Origin of the sequence: Streptomyces sp. NPDC058274 (assembly GCF_042881375.1) — a bacterium.
Classification (GTDB): Bacteria; Actinomycetota; Actinomycetes; order Streptomycetales; family Streptomycetaceae; genus Streptomyces.
The window spans coordinates 156,647-178,375 of sequence record NZ_JBHVXW010000014.1 but is presented as its reverse complement, the minus strand read 5'-3'; the positions used below and the strand labels follow the sequence as shown (position 1 = coordinate 178,375).

General features: G+C 72.7%; 21 protein-coding genes. 13 read left to right on the top strand and 8 right to left on the bottom strand.

The features are described 5' to 3' along the window. Positions 1 to 82: 82 nt before the first annotated feature. Positions 83 to 889, top strand: a complete 807-nt coding sequence (locus ACFVYF_RS25615) for an IclR family transcriptional regulator (protein WP_389458941.1) — start codon at positions 83 to 85, stop codon at positions 887 to 889. 48 nt (positions 890 to 937) lie between these two features. Here ACFVYF_RS25615 and ACFVYF_RS25610 read toward each other — a convergent pair whose 3' ends face one another. After that, positions 938 to 1,252: a DUF5955 family protein gene (locus ACFVYF_RS25610; protein ID WP_389458939.1), complete on the bottom strand. Its 315-nt coding sequence runs from the start codon at positions 1,250 to 1,252 to the stop codon at positions 938 to 940. 211 nt (positions 1,253 to 1,463) lie between these two features. On the opposite strand from ACFVYF_RS25610, the gene ACFVYF_RS25605 reads away from it, so the two are divergent. After that, positions 1,464 to 2,063, top strand: a complete 600-nt coding sequence (locus ACFVYF_RS25605) for an NTP transferase domain-containing protein (protein ID WP_389458937.1) — start codon at positions 1,464 to 1,466, stop codon at positions 2,061 to 2,063. A 270-nt stretch (positions 2,064 to 2,333) separates the two neighbouring features. Further along, positions 2,334 to 3,959, top strand: a complete 1,626-nt coding sequence (aceB, locus tag ACFVYF_RS25600; protein ID WP_389458935.1) for a malate synthase A — start codon at positions 2,334 to 2,336, stop codon at positions 3,957 to 3,959. Between the two features lie 75 nt (positions 3,960 to 4,034). Here aceB and ACFVYF_RS25595 read toward each other — a convergent pair whose 3' ends face one another. The 3 genes from ACFVYF_RS25595 to ACFVYF_RS25585 are packed head-to-tail and all read right to left on the bottom strand — an operon-like array spanning position 4,035 to position 6,798. Further along, positions 4,035 to 4,337 (bottom strand): SelT/SelW/SelH family protein, encoded by a 303-nt coding sequence (locus ACFVYF_RS25595; protein WP_389458933.1) that lies wholly within the window; start codon positions 4,335 to 4,337, stop codon positions 4,035 to 4,037. After that, a complete protein-coding gene (locus ACFVYF_RS25590; protein ID WP_389458931.1) occupies positions 4,334 to 5,248 on the bottom strand; it encodes a HipA family kinase in 915 nt (304 codons plus the stop codon). Before ACFVYF_RS25590 ends, ACFVYF_RS25595 begins: the two co-directional genes overlap by 4 nt. 41 nt (positions 5,249 to 5,289) lie before the next feature. After that, entirely contained in the window at positions 5,290 to 6,798 is a 1,509-nt protein-coding gene (locus tag ACFVYF_RS25585) for an IucA/IucC family protein (protein WP_389459010.1), read from the bottom strand. Between the two features lie 134 nt (positions 6,799 to 6,932). On the opposite strand from ACFVYF_RS25585, the gene ACFVYF_RS25580 reads away from it, so the two are divergent. Genes ACFVYF_RS25580 through ACFVYF_RS25570 form a run of 3 tightly spaced genes read left to right on the top strand, consistent with a single transcriptional unit; the run spans position 6,933 to position 10,578 of the window. Beyond that, complete coding sequence (locus ACFVYF_RS25580) at positions 6,933 to 8,444, top strand: IucA/IucC family protein (protein ID WP_389458929.1); 1,512 nt, start codon at positions 6,933 to 6,935, stop codon at positions 8,442 to 8,444. A gap of 32 nt (positions 8,445 to 8,476) precedes the next feature. Beyond that, entirely contained in the window at positions 8,477 to 9,742 is a 1,266-nt protein-coding gene (locus tag ACFVYF_RS25575) for a VWA domain-containing protein (protein ID WP_389458927.1), read from the top strand. Beyond that, the gene (locus tag ACFVYF_RS25570; RefSeq protein WP_389458925.1) at positions 9,742 to 10,578 is read left to right on the top strand and encodes a hypothetical protein; all 837 of its coding nucleotides are present in this window, start codon (positions 9,742 to 9,744) and stop codon (positions 10,576 to 10,578) included. Before ACFVYF_RS25575 ends, ACFVYF_RS25570 begins: the two co-directional genes overlap by 1 nt. A 119-nt stretch (positions 10,579 to 10,697) precedes the next feature. Here ACFVYF_RS25570 and ACFVYF_RS25565 read toward each other — a convergent pair whose 3' ends face one another. After that, positions 10,698 to 11,336, bottom strand: coding sequence for a winged helix-turn-helix transcriptional regulator (locus tag ACFVYF_RS25565; RefSeq protein WP_389458924.1), 639 nt, complete (start codon positions 11,334 to 11,336; stop codon positions 10,698 to 10,700). An 85-nt stretch (positions 11,337 to 11,421) separates the two neighbouring features. Between ACFVYF_RS25565 and ACFVYF_RS25560 the strand changes: the two genes are divergently transcribed. The 4 genes from ACFVYF_RS25560 (at position 11,422) to ACFVYF_RS25545 (ending at position 14,561) form a co-directional block, all read left to right on the top strand. Next, complete coding sequence (locus ACFVYF_RS25560) at positions 11,422 to 12,630, top strand: pyridoxal phosphate-dependent aminotransferase (protein WP_389458922.1); 1,209 nt, start codon at positions 11,422 to 11,424, stop codon at positions 12,628 to 12,630. A gap of 104 nt (positions 12,631 to 12,734) precedes the next feature. After that, the gene (locus tag ACFVYF_RS25555; RefSeq protein WP_389458920.1) at positions 12,735 to 13,385 is read left to right on the top strand and encodes a histidine phosphatase family protein; all 651 of its coding nucleotides are present in this window, start codon (positions 12,735 to 12,737) and stop codon (positions 13,383 to 13,385) included. A 55-nt stretch (positions 13,386 to 13,440) separates the two neighbouring features. Next, positions 13,441 to 14,067, top strand: a complete 627-nt coding sequence (locus tag ACFVYF_RS25550) for a hypothetical protein (protein ID WP_389458918.1) — start codon at positions 13,441 to 13,443, stop codon at positions 14,065 to 14,067. Between the two features lie 71 nt (positions 14,068 to 14,138). Continuing rightward, complete coding sequence (locus ACFVYF_RS25545) at positions 14,139 to 14,561, top strand: acyl-CoA thioesterase (RefSeq protein WP_389458916.1); 423 nt, start codon at positions 14,139 to 14,141, stop codon at positions 14,559 to 14,561. Between the two features lie 187 nt (positions 14,562 to 14,748). Here ACFVYF_RS25545 and ACFVYF_RS25540 read toward each other — a convergent pair whose 3' ends face one another. Next, positions 14,749 to 15,150 carry a winged helix-turn-helix transcriptional regulator gene (locus tag ACFVYF_RS25540; protein ID WP_389458914.1) on the bottom strand — a complete coding sequence of 134 codons (402 nt, stop codon included), beginning with the start codon at positions 15,148 to 15,150 and terminating at the stop codon, positions 14,749 to 14,751. 90 nt (positions 15,151 to 15,240) lie between these two features. Here ACFVYF_RS25540 and ACFVYF_RS25535 point away from each other — a divergent pair, with 90 nt between their 5' ends. Further along, the gene (locus ACFVYF_RS25535; RefSeq protein WP_389458912.1) at positions 15,241 to 16,788 is read left to right on the top strand and encodes an MFS transporter; all 1,548 of its coding nucleotides are present in this window, start codon (positions 15,241 to 15,243) and stop codon (positions 16,786 to 16,788) included. On the opposite strand, the gene ACFVYF_RS25530 is transcribed toward ACFVYF_RS25535, so the two are convergent. Beyond that, positions 16,761 to 17,615, bottom strand: a complete 855-nt coding sequence (locus ACFVYF_RS25530) for an NAD(P)H-binding protein (RefSeq protein WP_389458910.1) — start codon at positions 17,613 to 17,615, stop codon at positions 16,761 to 16,763. The two genes, ACFVYF_RS25535 and ACFVYF_RS25530, sit on opposite strands and share 28 nt — an antisense overlap. 179 nt (positions 17,616 to 17,794) lie before the next feature. Here ACFVYF_RS25530 and ACFVYF_RS25525 point away from each other — a divergent pair, with 179 nt between their 5' ends. Beyond that, positions 17,795 to 18,586: a helix-turn-helix domain-containing protein gene (locus ACFVYF_RS25525; protein ID WP_389459008.1), complete on the top strand. Its 792-nt coding sequence runs from the start codon at positions 17,795 to 17,797 to the stop codon at positions 18,584 to 18,586. On the opposite strand, the gene ACFVYF_RS25520 is transcribed toward ACFVYF_RS25525, so the two are convergent. After that, on the bottom strand, positions 18,550 to 19,266 hold the full coding sequence (locus tag ACFVYF_RS25520; protein ID WP_389458908.1) for a TMEM175 family protein: 717 nt from the start codon (positions 19,264 to 19,266) through the stop codon (positions 18,550 to 18,552). The genes ACFVYF_RS25525 and ACFVYF_RS25520 overlap by 37 nt on opposite strands. A gap of 99 nt (positions 19,267 to 19,365) precedes the next feature. Here ACFVYF_RS25520 and ACFVYF_RS25515 point away from each other — a divergent pair, with 99 nt between their 5' ends. After that, positions 19,366 to 21,552 (top strand): alpha-N-acetylglucosaminidase, encoded by a 2,187-nt coding sequence (locus tag ACFVYF_RS25515; protein WP_389458907.1) that lies wholly within the window; start codon positions 19,366 to 19,368, stop codon positions 21,550 to 21,552. The last annotated feature ends 177 nt before the right edge of the window (positions 21,553 to 21,729 follow it).

The window sequence follows — 21,729 nt, the reverse complement described above, 5'->3', positions numbered from 1 at the left end:
GAACGTAGCTACGCACAACCGGGGAGTCGACCGACCGCCGGGTAGGCTGCTGCTCCTCCTGCCCGTCTGAAAGGACAGCGCCGTGCCGACGTCCAGCGACGCCCCCGCACAAGCCGCCGCCAAGTCTTCCGCTCCCAGCGGTGGCGTGCAGTCCCTCGAGCGCGCCTTCGACCTGCTCGAGCGGATGGCCGACGCGGGTGGCGAGGTGGGCCTGAGTGAGCTCTCGGCGACCAGCGGGCTGCCGCTTCCCACCATCCACCGGCTGATGCGCACGCTGGTGGCCTGCGGTTACGTACGCCAGCAGACCAACCGGCGCTATGCGCTCGGTCCCCGTCTCATCCGGCTCGGCGAGTCCTCGGCCCGGCTGCTCGGCACCTGGGCCCGTCCCTACCTCGCGCGTCTGGTCGAGGAGACCGGCGAGACCGCGAACATGGCGCTGCTCGACGGGGACGAGATCGTCTACGTCGCACAGGTGCCGTCGAAGCACTCGATGCGGATGTTCACCGAGGTCGGCCGCCGGGTGCTGCCGCACTCCACGGGCGTGGGCAAGGCGCTGCTCGCGCACACCCCGGCGGACGAGGTGCGCGCGCTCCTGTCCCGTACCGGCATGCCCGCCGCCACCGAGAAGACGATCACCACGCCGGACGGCTTCCTCGACGCGCTCGAAGAAGTACGCCGGGCCGGCTACGCGGTCGACGACAACGAGCAGGAGATAGGAGTCCGCTGCCTCGCGGTCTCCGTGCCGGACTCCCCCACCGCCGCCGCGATCTCGATCTCGGGCCCCGCCGGCCGGGTCACCGAGGCGGCCACGGAGAAGATCGTCCCGGTGCTGCAGCAGGTGGCCGCTGAGCTGTCGCAGGCCCTGGCGACGTCGAGCCCGACCGCGTAGGAACCGCCGTGCGGCGGCAATCGGTCGCGAAGGGCCGATCCGCCGCGCTCAGCGTCGCGGAGGCTCCCCGAACAGCTCCACCGCCGTGCGGACCTCCGCGAGGCTCACCGCCAGGGCGCTGACCGAACCGATGGCGCCGGCGATCAGGAGCAGGGAGCGGCGCAGTCGCGGGATCTCGGGGACACCGCTGACAGCCATCGCGGCGAGGGCGGCGAGTTCGTCCTCGGCGATGACGCGGTCGGGGAACTCGGCCGGGAGCGCGGCGAGTTGACGGCGCAGCCGGGAGACGGCGGACCGCAGTTCCGCCACTCTCGGGTCCTCTTCGCTGCCGGTCACTGGCCTCTGCCCCAAGCTCCGCAACACAGCTCTCCCCCCTCGCACACCGTCGCGCGACGTCCCGCATCCCTCGGCCCAACTCGCCCCGGGGCGTTGGTCGGGCGCCGGGGGACGCGGGTCAGTAAACGCCACCCGACGCGGTGGACGCCACTCCGCGGACCGAAATTCAGCCCCGGGACAGCGGGCGTCCGGCGCGGGTTCCGCGGCACGCTTCCGCGCGGTCGGGTATGCAGGGGTCATGACGGAGAACAAAGAGCAGGTCGCCGGGCTGTTGCTGGCGGCCGGGGGCGGGCGGCGCCTCGGGGGGCGCCCCAAGGCACTCCTGTCCCACCGGGGCCGCCCGTTGATCGAACACGCGGTCGATGTCCTGCGTTCGGGTGGCTGCACCCGTGTCCATGTGGTGCTCGGCGCCGAGGCCGCCGCCGTACGGGAGCGGGCGGTGCTGCCCGGCTGCGTGCTCGTGGACAACCCGGAGTGGGAGACCGGCATGGGCGGCTCGCTGCGGGCCGGTCTGGCGTCCCTGGCGGGCACGGGGGCGCGGGCCGCCCTGGTCTCCCTGGTGGACCAGCCCGGCATCGGGCCCGAGGCGGTGGCGCGGGTCCTCGCCGCCTACGAGTCCGCGGCGTCGCTGGCTTCGGCGGCGTACGACGGAGTGCGCGGCCATCCCGTCCTGTTCGGGGCCGGCCACTGGGCCGGCATCACCGCGACCGCGACCGGCGACCGCGGGGCCCGCGCGTATCTGAAGGCCCACGAGGACGCGGTCACGCTGGTCGAGTGCGGCGATGTGGCGCAGGCGTACGACATCGACACCGAGGGCGATCTGATCCACCTTGAGTGAAGGGGGTGGCACCGAGCGCCACCTTCTGTCGACTCAGAGAATCTCGACATCAACAAACCATTGAACTTCCACTATGAGGAAACTAGTATCCACTGCTCAGAAGCGCCTGACCGTTCCGAGGGCGCCGTCAGCCGCACCTGGGGCCCCTGGCACCCAGTGCCGCGGCGTACCCGCCCGTCACGTGGTTCGCTCAAGAAGTTCCTGAGAAGACGTATCCCGTGAGAAGTCGTAAGTCGCTCGTACGTAGCTCGCTGAAGGAAGTGACAGCTCATGTCCGCACCAGCGCCGTCCCCGCTGGCCATCGTCGACGCCGAGCCCCTGCCCCGGCAGGAAGAGGTCCTCACGGACGCGGCCCTCGCCTTCGTGGCCGAGCTGCACCGGCTGTTCACGCCCCGGCGTGACGAGCTCCTCGCCCGCCGAGCGGAGCGCCGCGCCGAGATCGCCCGCACCTCCACGCTCGACTTCCTCCCGGAGACCGCCGCCATCCGCGCGGACGACTCCTGGAAGGTGGCCCCCTCCCCGGCAGCCCTGAACGACCGCCGGGTCGAGATCACCGGCCCCACCGACCGCAAGATGACCATCAACGCCCTCAACTCGGGTGCCAGGGTCTGGCTGGCGGACTTCGAGGACGCCTCCGCGCCCACCTGGGAGAACGTGGTCCTCGGCCAGGTCAACCTGGCCGACGCGTACACCGGGAACATCGACTTCACGGACGAGCGCACCGGCAAGTCGTACGCCCTCAAGGCGGCGGACGAGCTCGCCACGGTCGTCATGCGGCCCCGCGGCTGGCACCTGAACGAGCGCCACCTCGTCGACGGCGACGGCACTCCCGTGCCCGGCGCGCTCGTCGACTTCGGCCTGTACTTCTTCCACAACGCGCAGCGTCTGCTGGACCTCGGCAAGGGCCCGTACTTCTACCTGCCGAAGACGGAGTCGCACCTGGAGGCCCGCCTCTGGAACGACGTCTTCGTCTTCGCCCAGGACTACGCCGGCATCCCGCAGGGCACCGTTCGGGCGACCGTCCTGATCGAGACGATCACGGCGGCGTACGAGATGGAGGAGATCCTCTACGAACTCCGCGACCACGCCTCCGGGCTGAACGCCGGGCGCTGGGACTACCTGTTCTCCATCGTCAAGAACTTCCGTGACGGCGGCGCCAAGTTCGTCCTGCCGGACCGCAACGCGGTGACGATGACCGCCCCGTTCATGCGCGCCTACACCGAACTCCTCGTCCGCACCTGCCACAAGCGCGGCGCCCACGCGATCGGCGGCATGGCCGCGTTCATCCCCTCGCGGCGCGACGAGGAGGTCAACAAGGTCGCCTTCGAGAAGGTCAAGGCCGACAAGGACCGCGAGGCGCACGACGGCTTCGACGGCTCCTGGGTCGCCCACCCTGACCTCGTCCCGATCGCGATGGCCTCGTTCGACGCCGTGCTCGGCGACCGGCCCAACCAGAAGGAGCGCCTGCGGGAGGACGTGTCCGTGGCGGCCGGCGACCTGATCGCCATCGACTCGCTCGACGCCAGTCCCACCTACGACGGACTGGTCAACGCCGTCCAGGTCGGCATCCGCTACATCGAGGCCTGGCTGCGCGGGATGGGCGCGGTCGCCATCTTCAACCTGATGGAGGACGCGGCCACCGCCGAGATCTCCCGCTCCCAGATCTGGCAGTGGATCAACGCGGGCGTCGTCTTCGAGAACGGCGAGAGCGCGACTCCCGAGCTGGCCCGCAAGATCGCCGCCGAGGAACTGGCCGCCATCCGCGCCGAGATCGGCGAGGACGCCTTCGCCGCCGGCAACTGGCAGCAGGCGCACGACCTGCTCCTCAAGGTCGCGCTGGACGAGAACTACGCGGACTTCCTCACCCTGCCGGCGTACGAGCAGCTGGCCGGCTGACCCACTCCGTGACACCCGCGCCCCCGGTACGCACAGCACCGGGGGCGCAGGCGTGTCCACATCCGGACCGGCGGGTCACTTCTCCGAGTGGCCGAGGCTCCTGTGGGGCGCCACCCGGTCGCGGACCCGGCGCTTGACGGCCGTCGGCTCCGGGAACCCCTGCTCGCGCCGGTCCCAGACGACCTCGTCGTCGACCCGGACGACGAAGACACCGCCCGTGCCGGGCTTGAGCGCCAGCTCGGTCAGCTCGCTCTCGAAGGTGGTGAGGAGTTCCTGGGCGAGCCAGGCGGCGCGGGGCAGCCAGCGGCACTGGGTGCAGTACTCGATCTGGACCCGGTGGACCGCGCCGGTCCCCGGGGGTGTCGTCTCCGTCGTCATCCGAGGTGTACCGACCAATCCTGTTCCGCCGCCGGCTTGCCGTGCAGGTCGGGGACCCGCTTCAGCCAGTCCGGACGGCCCTGCCGGGTGGTGGCCGCGCGCGTGGCGTCCTCGGCGGCGAGCTCCTCGCGGGTGGGGAACCCGGTGGGGAGCCATGCCTCGGAGGCCCGCACGCGGGCGTTGAGATAGCCGACGTAGGCCGCGCGCACCTCGTCGGGGCTGTCGAAGCCGGGCTCGTCCGCGAGCCAGGCGTCCGGCACCGCGGCCGTGACCTCGCGCAGCAGCTCCTCGGTCACCAGGGGCGCGAGCTCGGCGTCCGCCGCCCGCAGGTCGGGCGTGTACCCGCCGAGCGCGTGGCGCCGGAAGTCGTAGGCCTTCTCGGGGTCCGAGGCGTCCCAGCGGTGGTGGAAGACGAGCGCGGCGCCGTGGTCGATCAGCCACAGCCGGGGCGGCGCGATGCCGAGCGTGGGCCAGATCATCAGGTTCGAACTGTGCACCGTGCGGTCGACGTTGACCGTGAGGGCGTCCAGCCAGATCACCTTGCCCGCCTCCAGCGGGCCGACGGGGAACGACGCGGCGATCTCCGGGGTGAAGTCCCTCGCGCCCGGCAGGAAGTCCATACCGAGGTTCAGCCCGGCGCTGGAGTTCAGCAGGTCCCGGACTTCCTGGTGGGGCTCGTGCCCGGCGATCGCCGGGTCGAAGTGCGCCAGCACCAGCTCCGGGAACCGCAGTCCGAGGGCGCGCGCCAGCTCACCCACGATCACCTCGGCGACCAGCGCCTTGCGGCCCTGCGCCGAGCCCGTGAACTTCACGACGTACGTCCCCAGGTCGTCGGCCTCGACGACTCCGGGCACGGAACCGCCCGCCCGCAAGGGGTTCACGTATCGGACGGCAGTCACTTCGCGCAGCACACCGGCAACTGTAATTCAGCCGGTCACCCGGGTGATCGGATTTATTCGCGGGCCAGCGGGTTGGGCAGCGGCACGTAACGGGCGTCCGCCCCGTCCGCGCCGGTCCACCGCAGCAGGAGGTTCGTCTTGCCGGGCAGGGTGGGCGCGGCCGGCAGCTCAGCGGCCTCGGGCAGGTCATGGCGCGCCAGCTCCCGTCGCACGGCGGGCCACGGGTCGTAGTCGGGGTGCCGCTCGGCGAGCAGGGCGGCGAACTCGGCGAGGTGGTTGACCAGCAGGCAGTACACCAGGCGCTCCCACCCGGCCGCCCGGGTCACCTCGGGCACCAGCTTCACGCCCTCCGCGTCCCGGAACAGTGCCTGGACGGGCAGTCCGTCGGCGTCCACGGCGACCAGCGTGTTCTGGACATGTGCCTCCAGTACGACGCCGTACCGGGCGAAGGCCTCCAGGACCGGGGGCACGACCTGGCGCAGATATGCCTCCCACCAGGGCCCGGGGTCGGTGAGCCGGTCGAGCGGGCTGCCGTCGAAGCCCTCCACGAGGGCGGCCGCGAGCAGTGGGGTGGCGCCGGGCAGGACGTGCTCGCGCAGCCCGTCGCGGACGAGGACGGCGAGTTCCTCGAAGGCGAAGTCCGCCGTGCGGTAGCCGCGGTCGCTGAGCCAGGCGGCGGGGCCGCCGAGGGCGGCGAACGCGGAGCTGACGGCCGCGTCCGTGCGGCGCAGTCTCAGCAGGTCGTGGCGCCACAGACGGCGGATGTCGTTGGTGATGCGCACATCGAGGCTGAACTTCAGGAAGACGTCGTCGGCGGGGTCGTACAGCGTGCGGACGGCGGCGGTCGGCCAGACCCGCCGCGGGGTGCGGCCCAGCCGCAGGAGCCGGCCGTCCGCGAGGGCGCCGCGGATCTCCGGGTGGCCGGCGACCAGGTCGAGCTGCCAGGGGTGGGCGGGCAGCAGCCGGTAGCCGGCCGGGGCCGTGCCCAGGGCGTCGAGCGCCGTCGTGTCGCCCTCCTCGGCGACCGCGTCCTCGCGCACGGCGAGCAGCTCCAGCGGGAAGTCCGCGTAGGCCTCGGGCGCGTACGGGAGCCAGCCCGCGACCGGTCCGCCGCCGCGCGCCTTGGGAGCCGGGTGGTGCGGGTGCCCGGTGATCAGGGACTGCTCGGAGCGCCGGTAGAGGTCGGCGGGCGGGATCGTGCCGGCGCGGGCGGCGAGCAGCGCGGCCACCGCGTCCCGGCTGTCGGCCATCTCGGCCGGCAGTTCGGAGTTGTCCTGGCCGGTGAAACGGCGCAGCTCCTCGGCGGTGAGTTCGACCAGCTCGGTATGGGTGAGCGGGTGCCAGGCCCCGGCCGCCAGCAGCTCGGGGTGCGCGGGCCGGCGCGAACCGGTGACCCGCAGCAGCCGCCCGCCGGCCCGCAGCCGGTACACGCCCGGGACGTCCGTGGGTTCGCCGACCTCCCGCAGCAGACAATTGAGCAGCGGAGCGGCGGCATACGCGTCGGCCGCCTCGGCGGCTTCGTCCGACGGGGGCACGGGGTGGCTGGAGTCCACGCGATCCATTCGTTCCATGCGGTGCACTGTGCTCTGGTGATCAGTATGACCGTGCGTCACCAGAATGACGACGCGCCGCTGACCCGGACATCCGTCGTGGCGGGCAGCCGCGGCCCCCGTCCCCGTATGCAAGGAGCCCGACCGTGCACCCTCCCTCCAGGCCCGAGGCCGCCTTCGCCGTCGAGCTCGACGCCGTGCGCCCCGATCTGTCGGCGCCGTACGCGGCGGCGCTGCCCGGCGCCCGGGCCGCCGTCCTGTCCCGGCTGTGGCGCGCGCTGGCCCATGAGCCGCTGCCGTGGGTGGCGCGTCGGGAGCGGGGACGCGAGGGCCTCACGCTCTGGCTCGCCGACGGCCGCCGGCTGCACGGGCCGCGTGCCGACCCGTACGCCACCACCGCGTACGCGGCCGAGGTCGGGCTCGACGGGCGGCCCTGCGACGACCCGGCCGGGCTGATCACGGCGCTGGGGGTCCCGCACGGTTCCGCGTTCGCCGCCGAACTCGCCAACAGCGTCGCCTCTCTCGCCCTGTCGCGGGCCGGCCAGCCGGCCACGGACCGTGCCCCCGTGACCGGCTGGGAGTGGGAGCAGCGGGTGGTCGACGGACATCCGTACCACCCCAACTGCCGTGCGCGGCCCGGGTTCTCAGTGGCCGAGCAGCTCGCGTACGGTCCCGAGCACCGGCCCGTGGTGGAGCTCGGCTCGGCGGCCGTGGACGACTGTCTGATCACGGGTGAGTGGCCGGCGTGGCTGCGGGACGGCGGGCGCGTCCTGATCCCGGTTCATCCCTGGCAGGCGGAGCACGTGCTCGACACCCCGAGCCACAAGGGGCCCACCGCGCATCCGTTGATGTCCCTGCGCACCCTCGCCCTCCCGGAGGGTCCGCACATCAAGACCGCGCTGAGCACCCGGCTCACCTCCTCCGTGCGGGACATCTCGGTCTACTCGATCACGATGTCCGCCACCGTCTCCGCCTTCATGGAGACCGTCGCCGCGCACACGGACGGTCTGCTGGACGTCACCCGGACCCTGGGCGCGGTCTCGGCCGGCTCGCCCGACCTGGCCGCGGTGGTCCGCGAGGCACCCGAGCGGTACGCCAGGACCGGGGAGCGGGTCGTCCCGGTGGCCGCCCTCGCGACGACCGATCTCCCGCGCTCCCCCGGCTGGTTGGCCGACTTCGCCCGCCTGGCGCTCGCCGCCGGACTCCGGCTGCTCGATCTCGGCGTCGCCCTGGAGGCACACGGGCAGAACCTCCTCGTCGTGCTCTCCGCCACCGGCGCCCCGGTCCGGCTCGTCTACCGCGACCTGGCCGACATCCGGGTCAGCCCGGCGCGCCTGGCCCGCCACGGCATCGCGGTGCCGGAGCTGGCCGGACGCATGGTCACGGACGACGAGACCGCGCTGCGCCGCAAGCTCTTCGGCTCGCTCATCGGTGGCGCCCTGGGCGCGACGGCGGGTTCCTCGGCCGCACTGCGCGAGGCGCTGTCCACCGCCGTACGGGATCTGCCGCGGACCCCCGACCTCGCCGCGCTGCTCGAAGAGCCGCTCCCCACGAAGGCGTTGACGCTGATGCGGCTTTCTCCCGGGACACCCGGCGACATCTGGGCACGGCTGCCCAATCCGGTCATGGAGCCGGACGTCTCCTCCCGCTCGTTTTGAAGCGCGGCACCTTTGATCAATAGGATCCGCCGATGATCACAAGACAACGGCTGGCGGCGGGCGTCTGCGCCCTGCTCGCCGCCCTGACGGCCGGGTTCGCCCTTCCGGCCGGAGCGGTCGCCGACGAAACGGCGGAGCAGGCCGCTCCCAAGGTCGAACTCGTGCTGGACGTCAGCGGTTCGATGCGGGCCAAGGACATCGACGGCGGGTCGCGGATGGCCGCGGCCAAGCAGGCGTTCAACGAGGTACTCGACGCGACCCCCGAGGAGGTCCAGCTCGGCATCCGGACGCTCGGCGCCAACTACCGTGGCGACGACCGCCAGACGGGGTGCAAGGACACCGAACAGCTGTATCCGGTCGGGCCGTTGGACCGCACCGAGGCGAAGACGGCGGTCGCGACCCTCGCGCCGACCGGCTGGACACCGATCGGACCCGCGCTGCGCAAGGCGGCCGGCGATCTGAACGGCGGCGACGGCTCGCGACGGATCGTGCTCATCAGCGACGGCGAGGACACCTGCCAGCCGCTGGACCCCTGCGAGGTGGCCCGCGAGATCGCCGCCCAGGGCATCGGTCTCACCATCGACACCCTCGGCCTGGTGCCCGACGCCAAGACCCGGGACCAGCTCAGCTGCATCGCGGACGCGACCGGCGGCACGTACACCTCGGTCCAGCACAAGGAGGAACTCTCCGACCGTGTGGGCCAGTTGGTGGAGCGGGCCGCCGATCCGGTGGTGACGCCGGTCGCCGTGGAGGGCGCGGACGCCTGCGCGAAGGCGCCGGCCCTGAAGTCGGGTCTCTACACCGACCGCGAGGAGTTCGGACAGCACCGCTGGTACCGGGTGGACGTCGAGCCGGGCCAGGAGCTGCGCGCCTCGGTGAGCGTGGCGGCGGACCGGGCGGTGGCGCCGGACTACGGGGTGCTGCTGCGGGCGGTCACCGTGCATGGGCGGGAGATCGTCCGCGGTGAGGCGGCGGGCAACGGGCGCACCGATGTCGTGTCGACCGGGCTGCGCTATCCGAAGGCAGAGAGCGACGACGAGGACGCGGCCGCCGAGGTCGTGTGCCTGCAGGTGTCCCACTCCTTCGCCGCCGCCAGTGGTGTGAAGACCACGCCCGGCATGCCGGTGGAGCTGACGGTCGATGTCGTCGACGGTCCCGACCGGGCGGGCGACGTGGCCGCATTCGGCCTCGGGCGCGGCTGGTGGCTGCTCGGCGCCCTGGTGCTCACCGGCTTCCTCGCGGGTGTGCTGTGGGGCTGGGTGTCTCGCTGGCGGGTCGCGGTCTGGAGGACCAACTGATGCGTATCAGACGTGTATTGACCGCGGCGCTGCTGCTCGCGGGCGCCGTGGCGCCCGCCCTGCTCGGCGTCTCCGGCTCCCCGGCGGCCGCCGACTCCTCGCCCTCGGCGAGCCCGTCGGACGACGGTGACGCACCCACGGAGGCCGGTACGTCCTTCCGTACGGCGACCGAGGTCGACCTGGGGCAGCGGGCCACCGCCGGCGCGTCCACCGGCGACTACCTGTACTGGTCGTTCCCCGCGGACGCCGGACAGCGGCCGACCGTGCAGGCGACCGTCAAGCTGCCCGAGGCCACCACGCGGCAAGCTGCCGAGACCTGGCAGATCGACGTGTACGACGGGCTGCGGCGCCGGCAGGCGTGCCAGTACGGGGCGCAGACGCGGGCGGCCGCCCAGGACGCGGCCTCGGTGCAGCTGTCCTGCACGCTGCGCACGGTCCGGGCCTGGTCGGAGCCCTGGGCGAACGACCCGCTGCCGGGCACGTACTACGTCCGGCTGACCGCCGTGGGCCTCCAGGCGTCCGACCTGGGCCTGCCGTTCGACGCCGAGGTCCGGGCCGACGCCAAGGACGTCGGCGGCTCGGCGGCGGTGGACGGGGCACTGGCGCAGCCGCTGGTCCCCGGCGTCGCGACCACGTCCCAGGCGTCCGACGACTCCGGTTCGTCGACGGCCGCACTGTCCTCGATCGAGCCCGACGACGGGTGGGCCTCCGGCTGGTGGACCGACCGGTGGGTGTGGACGGCGGTAGGCGGCATCGCCGCCGCGCTCGCCGGCATCGGCGGCTACGCCCTGACCAGGGGCGCGGGCCGGCCCAGGCGGGTGCCCCCGGCGGTCTGACCCATCCGGGCGCTGTTTGCGCGGTTGCCCGCGCCTCTGTTCAGGGGCGCGGGCAACCGCGCGACTTTTGTACGACGGGGGGCCGGCGGAGTCCGCGAGGGCCTGATCTCCCGGCCGTCTCACCCCTCCCGCAGCAGCTTGGCCGGCAGACCCTCACCCACCACTGCAACGCTCCCCTCGCGCACGGCGTCCCGCAGACTCAGCACCCCCCGGCTCATGGCCTCACAGGTCCCCGTGTCCAGCGACAGCCGCGCGTCCGGCTCCTCCGGTGCGGGCCCGTCCCCGTAGACCGGCCGGTCCTCGGCGCCCGGCCAGACATGGAACGCCCCCTCGTCCAGGCGGACTTCGACGAGCCCCTCGCCCACCCCCGCCTCGCGCAGCCCCCGCAGCAGCGGCAGCGCGAACCAGTGCGCGCGTACGGCGTCCGTGGGCCGCCGCTCGCCGAGGCCGGCCGCGCCCCAGGCGCCGAGCGCCTGCAGCACGGGGAGCAACTCACGCCCGCGGCCGGTGAGTTCGTACACGTACGCGGCACCCGGCGGCGGCAGGCGCCGCCGTGTCGTCAGCCCGTCGCGCTCCATGTCCTTCAGCCGGGAGGCGAGGACGTCCGTGCTCACGCCGGGGAGGTCCGCGTGCAGATCGGTGTAGCGGCGCGGGCCGCCGAGCAGTTCGCGGACGATCAGCAGGGTCCAGCGGTCACCGACGGCGTCGAGGGCGCGGGCAGCGGAGCAGTACTGGTCGTAGCTTCGGCGAGGTGACATGCGGCGCAGTCTAGACAAGTTGTTGGACTTTCCAAGCACCTACTTGGTAAAACCAAGCAACACCACGAACCGGAGGACGCAGCGCATGGAGTTCCGCCAGTCGAGCAAGCTCAGTGAGGTCTGTTACGAGATCCGCGGCCCGGTGATCGAGCACGCCGACGCACTGGAGGCGGCGGGCCACAGCGTGCTGCGCCTCAACACCGGCAACCCCGCGCTCTTCGGCTTCGAGGCGCCGGACGAGATCCTCCAGGACATGATCCGGATGCTCCCCCGGGCGCACGGCTACACCGACTCGCGCGGCATCCTCTCCGCCCGCCGCGCCGTCGCCCAGCGCTACCAGGACCGGGGCCTGGAGGTCGGCGTCGACGACGTGTTCCTCGGCAACGGCGTCTCAGAGCTGGTCTCGATGGCGGTGCAGGCGCTCGTCGAGGACGGCGACGAAGTCCTCATCCCCGCCCCGGACTTCCCGCTGTGGACGGCCGTCACCACGCTCGCGGGCGGCAAGGCGGTGCACTACCTCTGCGACGAGCAGTCCGACTGGTACCCGGACCTCGCCGACATGGCATCGAAGATCACCGACCGGACGCGGGCCGTGGTGATCATCAACCCGAACAACCCCACCGGCGCGGTCTACCCGAAGGAGATCGTCGAGGGCATCCTCGACCTGGCCCGCCGCCACGGCCTGATGGTCTTCGCCGACGAGATCTACGACCAGATCCTGTACGACGACGAGGTCCACCACTCGGCCGCTGCGCTCGCCCCCGACCTGGTGGTCCTCACCTTCTGCGGACTGTCCAAGACCTACCGGGTCGCGGGTTTCCGCTCGGGCTGGCTGGTGGTCACCGGACCGAAGCAGCACGCGCGCAGCTATCTGGAGGGCCTGACCATGCTCGCCTCCATGCGGCTGTGCCCCAACGCACCCGCCCAGTACGCCATTCAGGCCGCGCTCGGCGGCCGCCAGTCCATCCACGAACTGACCGGACCGGGCGGCCGGCTGCGCGAACAGCGCGACCGCGCGTGGGAGAAGCTCAATGAGATCCCGGGCGTCTCGTGCGTGAAGCCGAAGGGCGCGCTGTACGCGTTCCCGCGCCTCGACCCCGAGGTGCACAGGATCCACGACGACGAGAAGTTCGTCCTGGACCTGCTGCTGCGCGAGAAGATCCAGGTCGTCCAGGGCACCGGCTTCAACTGGCCCCGCCCCGACCACTTCCGCATCCTCACGCTCCCGCACGCCGACGACCTGGACGCGGCGATCAGCCGGATCGGACGGTTCCTGAGCGGGTACCGGCAGTAGGGCCGACCGGCCGAGCCGGGGCTGCGGCCGGCGCCGGCCGGTGTCAGCGTACGGAGGAGAGGACGTACGCCGGGGACGTACGCAGGGACGGAAAGGGTTCGGCGATGGGTGACCTGCTCCTCGTACGGCACGGTGAGACCGACTGGTCGTTGTCCGGGCGGCACACGGGGTCGACCGATGTCCCGCTGACCGACAACGGCCGGGAGCAGGCGCGCCGGCTGGCTCCGCTGATCGCCAGGCACCACATCGCGGCGGCCTTCGTCAGCCCGATGCAGCGGGCGCGGGAGACGGCCCGGCTGGCCGGGGTGGGCGGAGCGCGCGTCGACGCGGACCTGTCCGAGTGGGACTACGGCGGGTACGAGGGGATCACGACCGTCGAGATCCACCGGAGCCGGCCCGACTGGTTCCTGTTCGACGACGGCGTCACGGCGGGCCCGCCCGAGCACCCCGGGGAGAGCCCGGCCGAGGTCGGCGAGCGCGCGGAACGGATGCTGGCCAAGATCGACGCCGCGCTCGCCGAGGCGGAGGGCAGCGTGGTCGTCTTCTCGCACGGGCACTTCCTGCGGGTGCTGACCGCACGGCGGCTCGGGTTGCCGGCCTCGGCCGGCGCCCTGTTCCAGCTAGCCACCGGGACGATGAGCCGGCTGAGCACGGAGCACCGCCGCCATGTGGTGGCCGGCTGGAATGTCAGACCCGACGCTTACTGTTCCCATGGGCCGCTCTCCCCGGCGGGACAGGGGCCCGAGGAGCACTGACCGACGGCGCGGCCGGCCGCCGGGACAGGTCCGGCCGGGCGGGAGGGAGCGCGCCGTGACACGACCGCCGACCGCCGCGCAGCGGCATGTCATCGAGACCGCGGATCCGGTGACCGGGCGACTGAGGGGTACGCAGGCTCAGCTCGCCGCCCTGGTGCGGCGCGGGCTCGCCTTCCGGCACCCGCGGCCGCCGCACGACCACTTCCTGACGCCGGCGGGGCATCGGGTCCGGGAGGTCCCCGAGCCGGTCGCGCCGGCCCCCGCTCCGGCTGCCGGCGACTCCGGGGTGTTCACCGCGCGGATCGGCGGCGAGGAGTCCCCGGCGAGCGGCCCGGCCCGGCTCCGCGAGGTGCACAGCGCCTGGCAGGGGCTGCTGGAGCTGCGCCGGATGACGAGTCCGGATGGCGCCACGGACCGCCCGTGCGGCTGGGAGCGTGCGCATCTGGTGCAGGCCGCCGCGCTCGCCCTGGAGGCCGCGGGCCATCGTCCCGCGAGCCAGGAGAGTGCCGGCTATCAGGTGCGGGCGACCCCGCAGCCGGAGGCCGTCGCCGTGCGTGAGCCCGATCCCGAGGAGCTGCGGGCCTGCGCGGTCACGCTGGAGAGGGCCGGCTGGCAGGTCAGCGCCCATACCGAGCCGCGTACGGGGGCGCGGTATGTGCTGGCCTCGCCGCGACGCGCGTGAGGGCGCCGGAATGGCGTGCGGTACAAGGGAGTTGGATGGACCAAGTCCTGACCGCCGTTGAAGGGGAAGTCGTGGCAGAGCCGTTTTCCGTCGCAGTGACCGTCCGCGGGTACGAGACCGATGTGCAGGGACACCTCAACCAGAGCGTGTATCTGCAGTACGCGGAGCACGCCCGCTGGTCGCTGCTGCACGCGGCCGGGATCAGCCAGGCCGAGCTGATAGGCAAGGGCGTGGGGCCGGTGACCCTGGAGACCACCATCAGCTACAGACGCGAGCTGCGGGCCGGTGACGAGGTCGAGATCACCTGCGGCTTCGACTGGGGCGCGGGCAAGAGTTTCCGCGTGCACCAGACGATCCGGAAGACCGACGGCACGGTGTCCGCCGAGATCACGGCGGTCGGCGGACTACTGGACCTCAAGGCACGCAAGCTGGTGGCCGACCCGCGCGAGTACTTCCGCGCGCTGGCCGCGGATCCTCGGCTGTTCGGCCTCTGAGGAGCGCGAGCCGGTCGCCGGCCTCGGGGAGCACGCCCCGCGCCGGCGGACCCTGCTGGTACATACACCCGCGGCGGCCGGCCCTCGCTGGTACACCCACGCCGACCGCCGGTCCGCGGCTGTTCGGACTCCGGCGGGTGGCTCCGGCGGGGCGGTGGCTCGGGCCGCCGTGGGCCGTGTGCGCGGTCTACGAGTCCACCAGCTCCGGCCGGTGCACCGCGTCATAGGCGGCGCGGGACTCGGCGATCGTCACCCGGTGCCGCTCCGCCCAGTCCGTGAGGGAGAGCAGCGTCGCGTGCAACTCGCGGGCCACCGGGGTCAGTTCGTACTCGACCTTCGGCGGGACCGTCGGGTGGACGGTCCGGGTGACCAGTCCGTCGCGCTCCAGATTGCGCAGCGTGAGGGTGAGCATGCGGCGGCTGATGCCCTCGACGCTGCGCTCCAGTTCGGTGAAGCGGATCGGGCCGTGCGCGGCGGCCACGATGATCAGGACGCTCCATTTGCCGGCGACCCTGTCAAGAACTTCACGGACGGGGCAGGCCTGCGCGTGCACGGCCTGCGAGGTAACACCGGTGTTCCCCTGGGACATCGAAGTGCCTCCTTATACCGGTCTCCATGGTCACCGACGATGTACCCCGTTACAAGTCGTGCACCTTTGGAGCTTGCGGAGGCCCTCGCCATGTCGTCCAGGATCGAACCACCCACCCGACGAACGTACTCCCGCTGGGCGTCCCTGGTCGTGCTGTGCGCGGGCACGCTGATGACGATCCTGGACGGGACCATCGTGACGGTCGCGATGCCGGCGATCCAGCGCGACCTCGGCTTCTCGGCCCCGGGTCTCGCCTGGGTCGTGAACGCCTATCTGATCCCCTTCGGCGGGCTGCTGCTGCTCGTCGGGCGGCTCGGGGACCTGGTGGGCCGCCGGCGGATGTTCGCCGCCGGGCTCGCCGTGTTCACCGCGGCGTCCGTGCTGTGCGGGGTCGCGAACAGCCAGGCGATGCTGGTGGCGGCGCGCGCGGTGCAGGGCGTCGGCGGAGCGATGACGGCGGCCGTCGTCCTCGGCATGCTGGTCGCGCTCTTCCCCGAGCCGCGCGAACTGGGCCGGGCCATCGCGGTGTTCAGCGCGGTCGGCGCGGCCGGCGGTGCGCTCGGCACCTTCCTCGGCGGGGCCCTGACGCAGGCGCTGAACTGGCACTGGATCTTCCTGATCAACCTGCCGATCGGGGTGGTCGCCTGGGTGGCCGCGCTGCGGATCCTCGCCCCGGAGCGGGGTGCCGGGCTCGGCAGGGGAGCCGACTACCCCGGCGCGGCCCTGGTCACCGGCGCGCTGATGCTGACGGTGTACACGATCGTCGGGGCCGGCGACCGGGAGCTCGGCACGACGCTCACCCTCGCTGCCGTCTCGGCCGTACTCTTCGCCGGATTCACCCTGCGCCAGGCCCGGGCCGCGCGTCCGCTGCTGCGCCTGCGGCTCTTCCGCTCCCGGGTCCTGACGGGGGCGAACGGCGTCCAGATCCTGATGATCGCGGGCATGTACGGCTTCCAGTACATCGGCGCGCTCTACATCCAACGCGTGATGGGTTACAGCGAGTTGCTGACAGGCACGGCGTTCCTGCCGGCGCCGGTCACGATCGGGGTGCTGATGCTGAGCCTGTCGGCACGGGCGATCGCCCGCTTCGGCCCGTACCGGATCCTGCTCGCCGGACTCGCCCTCATCACGGCCGGCATGGCGCTGCTGAGCCGCGCCCGGGTCGACGGCACCTACCTGGCCGACGTCCTTCCGCCGATGCTGCTGCTCGCGGCCGGGTTCGCCGCCGCGATGCCCGCGGTGACGGGGCTCGCCATGTCGGGCGCCCGCGAGGAGGACGCGGGCCTGGCCTCGGGACTCTTCAACACCACGCAGGTGGTGGGCGGTTCACTGGGTCTCGCGGTCCTCACCACCCTCGCGGCGAGCCGCACGAAGGACGTGCTCGGCGAAGGTGAGCGGCTGGTCGCGGCGACCGCGGACGGCTATCGGCTGGCGTTCACCGTCGCCACCGGGATCGCGGCGGCGGCCCTCGTACTGGCGGCGGCGATCCTCCGCCCCGGACGCGTCTCCCCCGCCGGGCAGCCGGAGGAGACGCCCCGAGCCGGGCAGGAGGAGAGGCTCACCGGGACGCCCGAGGCCGGACGGGCAGTGGAGACGCCCGGGGAGGACCGTCAGTCCTGCGCGAACGCCTCCTTGTGATCGCGGGCCCACTGCGCGAACGTGCGGGGCTCGCGGCCCAGGACCTGGTGCACGTCCTCGGTCAGCACCGCGTTCCCGCCGCCCCGTACGAACGCGGTGCCCCCGAGGACACCCTGGACGTAGACCTCGGACATGCCCGCCCGCAGGAACTGCTCGCGGGCCGCCTCCGGGGACAGCTCCACGGTGCCGACCGGGCGGCCGAGCACCTCGGCGAGGGCGGCCGCCTGGTCGACGGTGGTGAGGAGTTCGGGTCCCGTCAGCGTGTAGGTGCGGCCCGAGTGCCCCGGTGCCAGCAGGACTTCCGCGGCCACCTCGGAGACATCGCGCGGGTCGACGACGCCCTGGGTGCCGGACCCGGTCAGGTCGGACACCGGCTGACCGGCGTGGATCGCGGCCGCCCAGCTCAAGGTGTTGGAGGCGAACAGGGAGGGACGCAGGACCGTCCACTCCAACCCGCTGGCGCGGACGGCCTGTTCACCCGGCAGATGCCAGCTTCCCGAGGGCCCCACGGCGGGGTTGCCCGTGCCGATGGCGGACAGCTTCACCACCCTGCTCACGCCCGCGGCCCGCGCCGCCGTCACCAGCGCCGCGTCCGTCTGCGCGTCGTCCGGCCCGAGGACGCCCACCGCGAAGAGGGCCGTCGCCCCGGCCAGCGCCTCCGCCACGGACGCGGGCTCACCGAAGTCGCCGCGCACCACCTCCACGCCGGCGGGCGTCCGGGCCCGGGACGGATCCCGGGTCAGCGCGCGGACCTTCGCCCCGCGCGCCGAGAGCTGTCGTACGACTTCACTTCCGATGGTGCCCGTGGCACCCGTCACCAGGATCATGTCCTCACCGTGCCGGGCCGGTGCCCGCGGTCTCTAGGAAATTCCGGCACGGTTCCCGGGCCCACCAGGCCCCCGGGCGCCTCTACGGTGGTGGGGTGACGACCACGCATGACACGACCCAGGGCGCCGCGTTCCGGTCGAGGCCGGCCGCGGACGGTTTCACGGAGGAGCCGGGGGCACTGCCGGAGGCGCTGCGCCCGTGGTTCACCGGCATCGGGTTCACGTCCGTCGAGGGCGATCCGCGCCGGCTGTTCGCGCACATGCCGGACACGGCGACGAAGGTGGTGGTGCGGGTCGAGGGGGACGACCGCCGCGATGTGCTGGTCGTCGGCCCGCGCACCCGTGCCACGTATCACACGGGCAAGCGGCTGACGTCCTGCGTGGAGCTGCGCCTGGCGCCGGGCGCGTCCCGTCCGCTGCTCGGCGTACCGGCCGTCGACCTGGTCGGCCGGGTAGCGCCGCTCGGCGACTTCCCCGGCGGCGCGGCGCGTCGACTGGCGGACGATCTGCTCCCGCTGGCACCGGAGCAGATCGTCCCCCACCTCGCCGGGACGCTGCCCGACGGGCTCGCCCCGGGCGACGCCGCACGCACCGGCCTGCTGCGCGCGGCGGTCGAGGCGATGTCGACGGAAACCGGCCGTCTCCCGACGGGCGTAAGGGAGTTGGCGAGCCGTCTCGCGGTCAGCGAACGCCAGCTGCGCAACCTCTTCACGGACGGGGTCGGGGTCTCTCCCAAGCACTACGCCCGCATCGCGCGCGTACGCCATGTCCTGCATCACGCCCGGCGCGTCCCGGGCACCTCCTGGGCCCAGCTCGCCACCACGACCGGCTACTACGACCAGTCCCACATGACCGCGGACTTCCGCACCCTGATGGGCGTCCCGCCGACGTCGTTCTTCACCGGCCGTCTCCCCGCCGCACAGCCGTGCCAGGCCTATGCGTCGCGAGCGCGCATCGGCACGGGGACCTGATTGAAGCCGTAGTACACCGCGATCAAACCGTGCACGGCGAGGGTGAGCGGGGCCGAGACGAAGGCCAGCGCCACCGCCGCGGGGTACGCGAGGGAACCGAGGGCGAACCGGACGCGGGTGCGCCGGGCGCCCTCGACGTCGACGCGCGCGTCGAAGAGGTGGCCCGTGCGGGTGAGGTGCCACCACAGGGCCTGGAAGGCCAGCGCCATGGCGACCATGACGAGGCTGTAGACGGCGGCCGCCACATGGGACGCCTCGTCCTCCCGCAGGTACTCGGCGAGCATCGCCGTCGGCCACGGCACCGCGGCCACCACCATAAGGACCAGCAGGTTCAGGAACATCAGGGTGCGGTCGACGCGGGCCACATGGCGGAACACCTGGTGGTGGTTGATCCACATGATGCCGATGACGAGGAAGCTCACCACGTACGCGGCGTACGAGGGCCACTGCCCGCCCAGGGCGTGCCACAGCCCGCCGTGCTCGCCCACCTCCGGCACCTTGATCTCCAGGATCAGCAGCGTGATGGCGATGGCGAAGACACCGTCGCTGAAGGCCTCGACGCGCCCCGACTCGGTGCCCTGGTCCGGCTCCTTGGCTCCGTCCGTGGCGCCGTCCCGCTCCGGCCCCTGGCCCGGTGTACCGGTCTGTCTGGAGCCACCGCTCCGCTCCGACTCGTTCATGACGGATTCTCCCCCCTGTGGCGTGGCTGTGCGCTGAGACCGTAACTCAGCGGGTATTCCTGCACACGGCGTTCCTCCATCCGCGGAAACGGAGTCCTCATGCCGCTCGCCCGCCGCACCGTGCTCACCGCTCTCGCCGGCGCCGGACCGGCCGCCGCCTGCGCCTCGTCCACCGAAACGGGCGGTGCCTCGGCGCGGGTGCGGGGCGCGTCCACCGACGCGGCCCGTCGGCTCCTCCCCCGGCACTGGCGGCAGCTGGACTTCCGTACGACGACCGAATCCGACGTTTTCCGGGTCTCCGGGCGCGCCGGCCGCATCACCGTCACGGGTGCCACGCCGGCCGTCCAACTCACCGGTCTCAACTGGTACTTGAAGAACGTCGCGCATGCCGACCTCAACTGGGCGGGCGAGCAGCTGGACCTCCCGCGCGTGCTGCCGGCGCCGGACGGCACGGTCGTCCGGCGCGCGAACGTCCCGCACCGCTTCGCGCTCAACGACACGAACGACGGCTACACGGGCCCCTACCACGACTGGCCGTACTGGGAGCGCGAGCTCGACGTGCTCGCCCTGCACGGCTACAACGAGATCCTCGTGTACACGGGCGCCGACGCGCTCTATCACCGCCTCTTCCAGGAATTCGGTTACGCGGACGAGGAGTTGCGGAGCTGGATCCCGGGTCCGGCGCACCAGCCGTGGTGGCTGCTGCAGAACCTGTCGGCCTTCCCGCACCCCGTCTCCCGGCAGCTGCTCGACGCCCGCGCCGCCCTCGGCCGGCGGATCGCGGCCCGGGTGCGCGAGCTGGGCATGACCCCGGTGTTCCCGGGCTACTTCGGCACGGTCCCGCCGGGCTTCGCCGACCGCAATCCGGGTGCGCGGACGGTCCCGCAGGGTGACTGGATGGGCTTCGCGCGGCCCGACTGGCTGGACCCGCGCACGGACCATTTCGCCCGGGTGGCGGCCGCCTTCTACCGCGTCCAGGAGGAGCTGTTCGGCACGTCCACGCTCTACAAGATGGACCTGCTGCACGAGGGCGGCAGCCCCGGCGACGTGCCCGTCGGGGACGCGGCGCGCGGTGTCGAGAAGGCGCTGCGCGCGGCGCGCCCGGACGCCGTCTGGGTGATCCTGGGCTGGCAGCACAACCCGCCCAAGGCGATCGTCGACGCCGTGGCGAGGGACCGGATGCTCGTGGTGGACGGCCTGTCCGACCGCTTCCCGACGGTCACCGACCGGGAGTCCGACTGGGGCGGCACGCCGTACGCGTTCGGCTCCATCTGGAACTTCGGCGGTCATACGGTGCTAGGCGCCAACACCCCTGACTGGGCGGAGCTGTACGAGAAGTGGCGCACCAAGGAGGGCAGCGCCCTGCGGGGTATCGCCCTGCTTCCGGAGGCCGCCGACAACAACCCCGCCGCGTTCGCACTGTTCTCCGAACTCGCCTGGCGAGAGGGCGAGTTGGACCTCCAGAGCTGGTTCAGGCAATGGCCGCTCTCGCGGTACGGCGCCCGTGATCCGCACGCCGAGGTGGCCTGGGACATCCTGCGCCGCACCGTGTACGGCACCACGCGCGCCGACTCGTGGAGCGAGGGCGCGGACGGTCTGTTCGGGGCCCGTCCGGCACTGACGGTGAACAAGGCGGCCAAGTGGTCGCCGAAGGAACTGCGCTACGGCGCCGCGGAGTTCGAGCCCGCCCTGGGCGAGCTGCTCGCGGTGCGCGCCGGGCTGCGCGGTTCGTCGGCGTACCGGCGCGACCTGCTCGACGTGGCCCGCCAGGCGCTCGCCAACCGCAGCCGCACCCTCCTGCCGCGCATCAAGCAGGCGTACGACGCCGGTGACGCGGACCGCCTCGGCGAGCTGGCCGACGCCTGGCTGTCCCTGATGGACGCGCTGGAGGCGCTGCTGGCCACCGACTCCCGCCATCTGCTGGGCCGTTGGGTGGCGGACGCGCGGGCCTGGGGTGCGGACGCGGCGGAGCGGGACCGGCTCGCGTACGATGCGCTGTCGCTGCTGACGGTGTGGGGCACCCGGGAGGGCGCGGACGCGGGGCTGCGCGACTACGCGAACCGGGAGTGGGCGGGGCTGGTGGGCGGGCTGTACCGGCTGCGCTGGTCGACGTACTTCACGGAGCTGGGGACTGCGCTGCGGGAGGGCCGGGCGCCGCGGAAGACCGACTGGTTCGCCCTGGAGGAGCGCTGGACGAGGAACCCCGGCAGGCTCGCCACGCGGCCCGCCGGTGACACGTACCGGGCCGCTGTCCAGGTGCGGGAGCGGCTGGCGGCGATCCGGTAGCGGACGGCGGGAGGACCGCCTTTGGCGACCCGCCGGCGCGCCCGGCACCCGCAGGAACGTCTCGCCTCCCGGAGTACGACGATTCAACAGACTCCGACTTGACGGGTATACGTCACCTTCAAAGTCTGGTAGGAAACCTTCCTAACAGTTCGGGTTCGTCGTACTCCCCCTCATTGG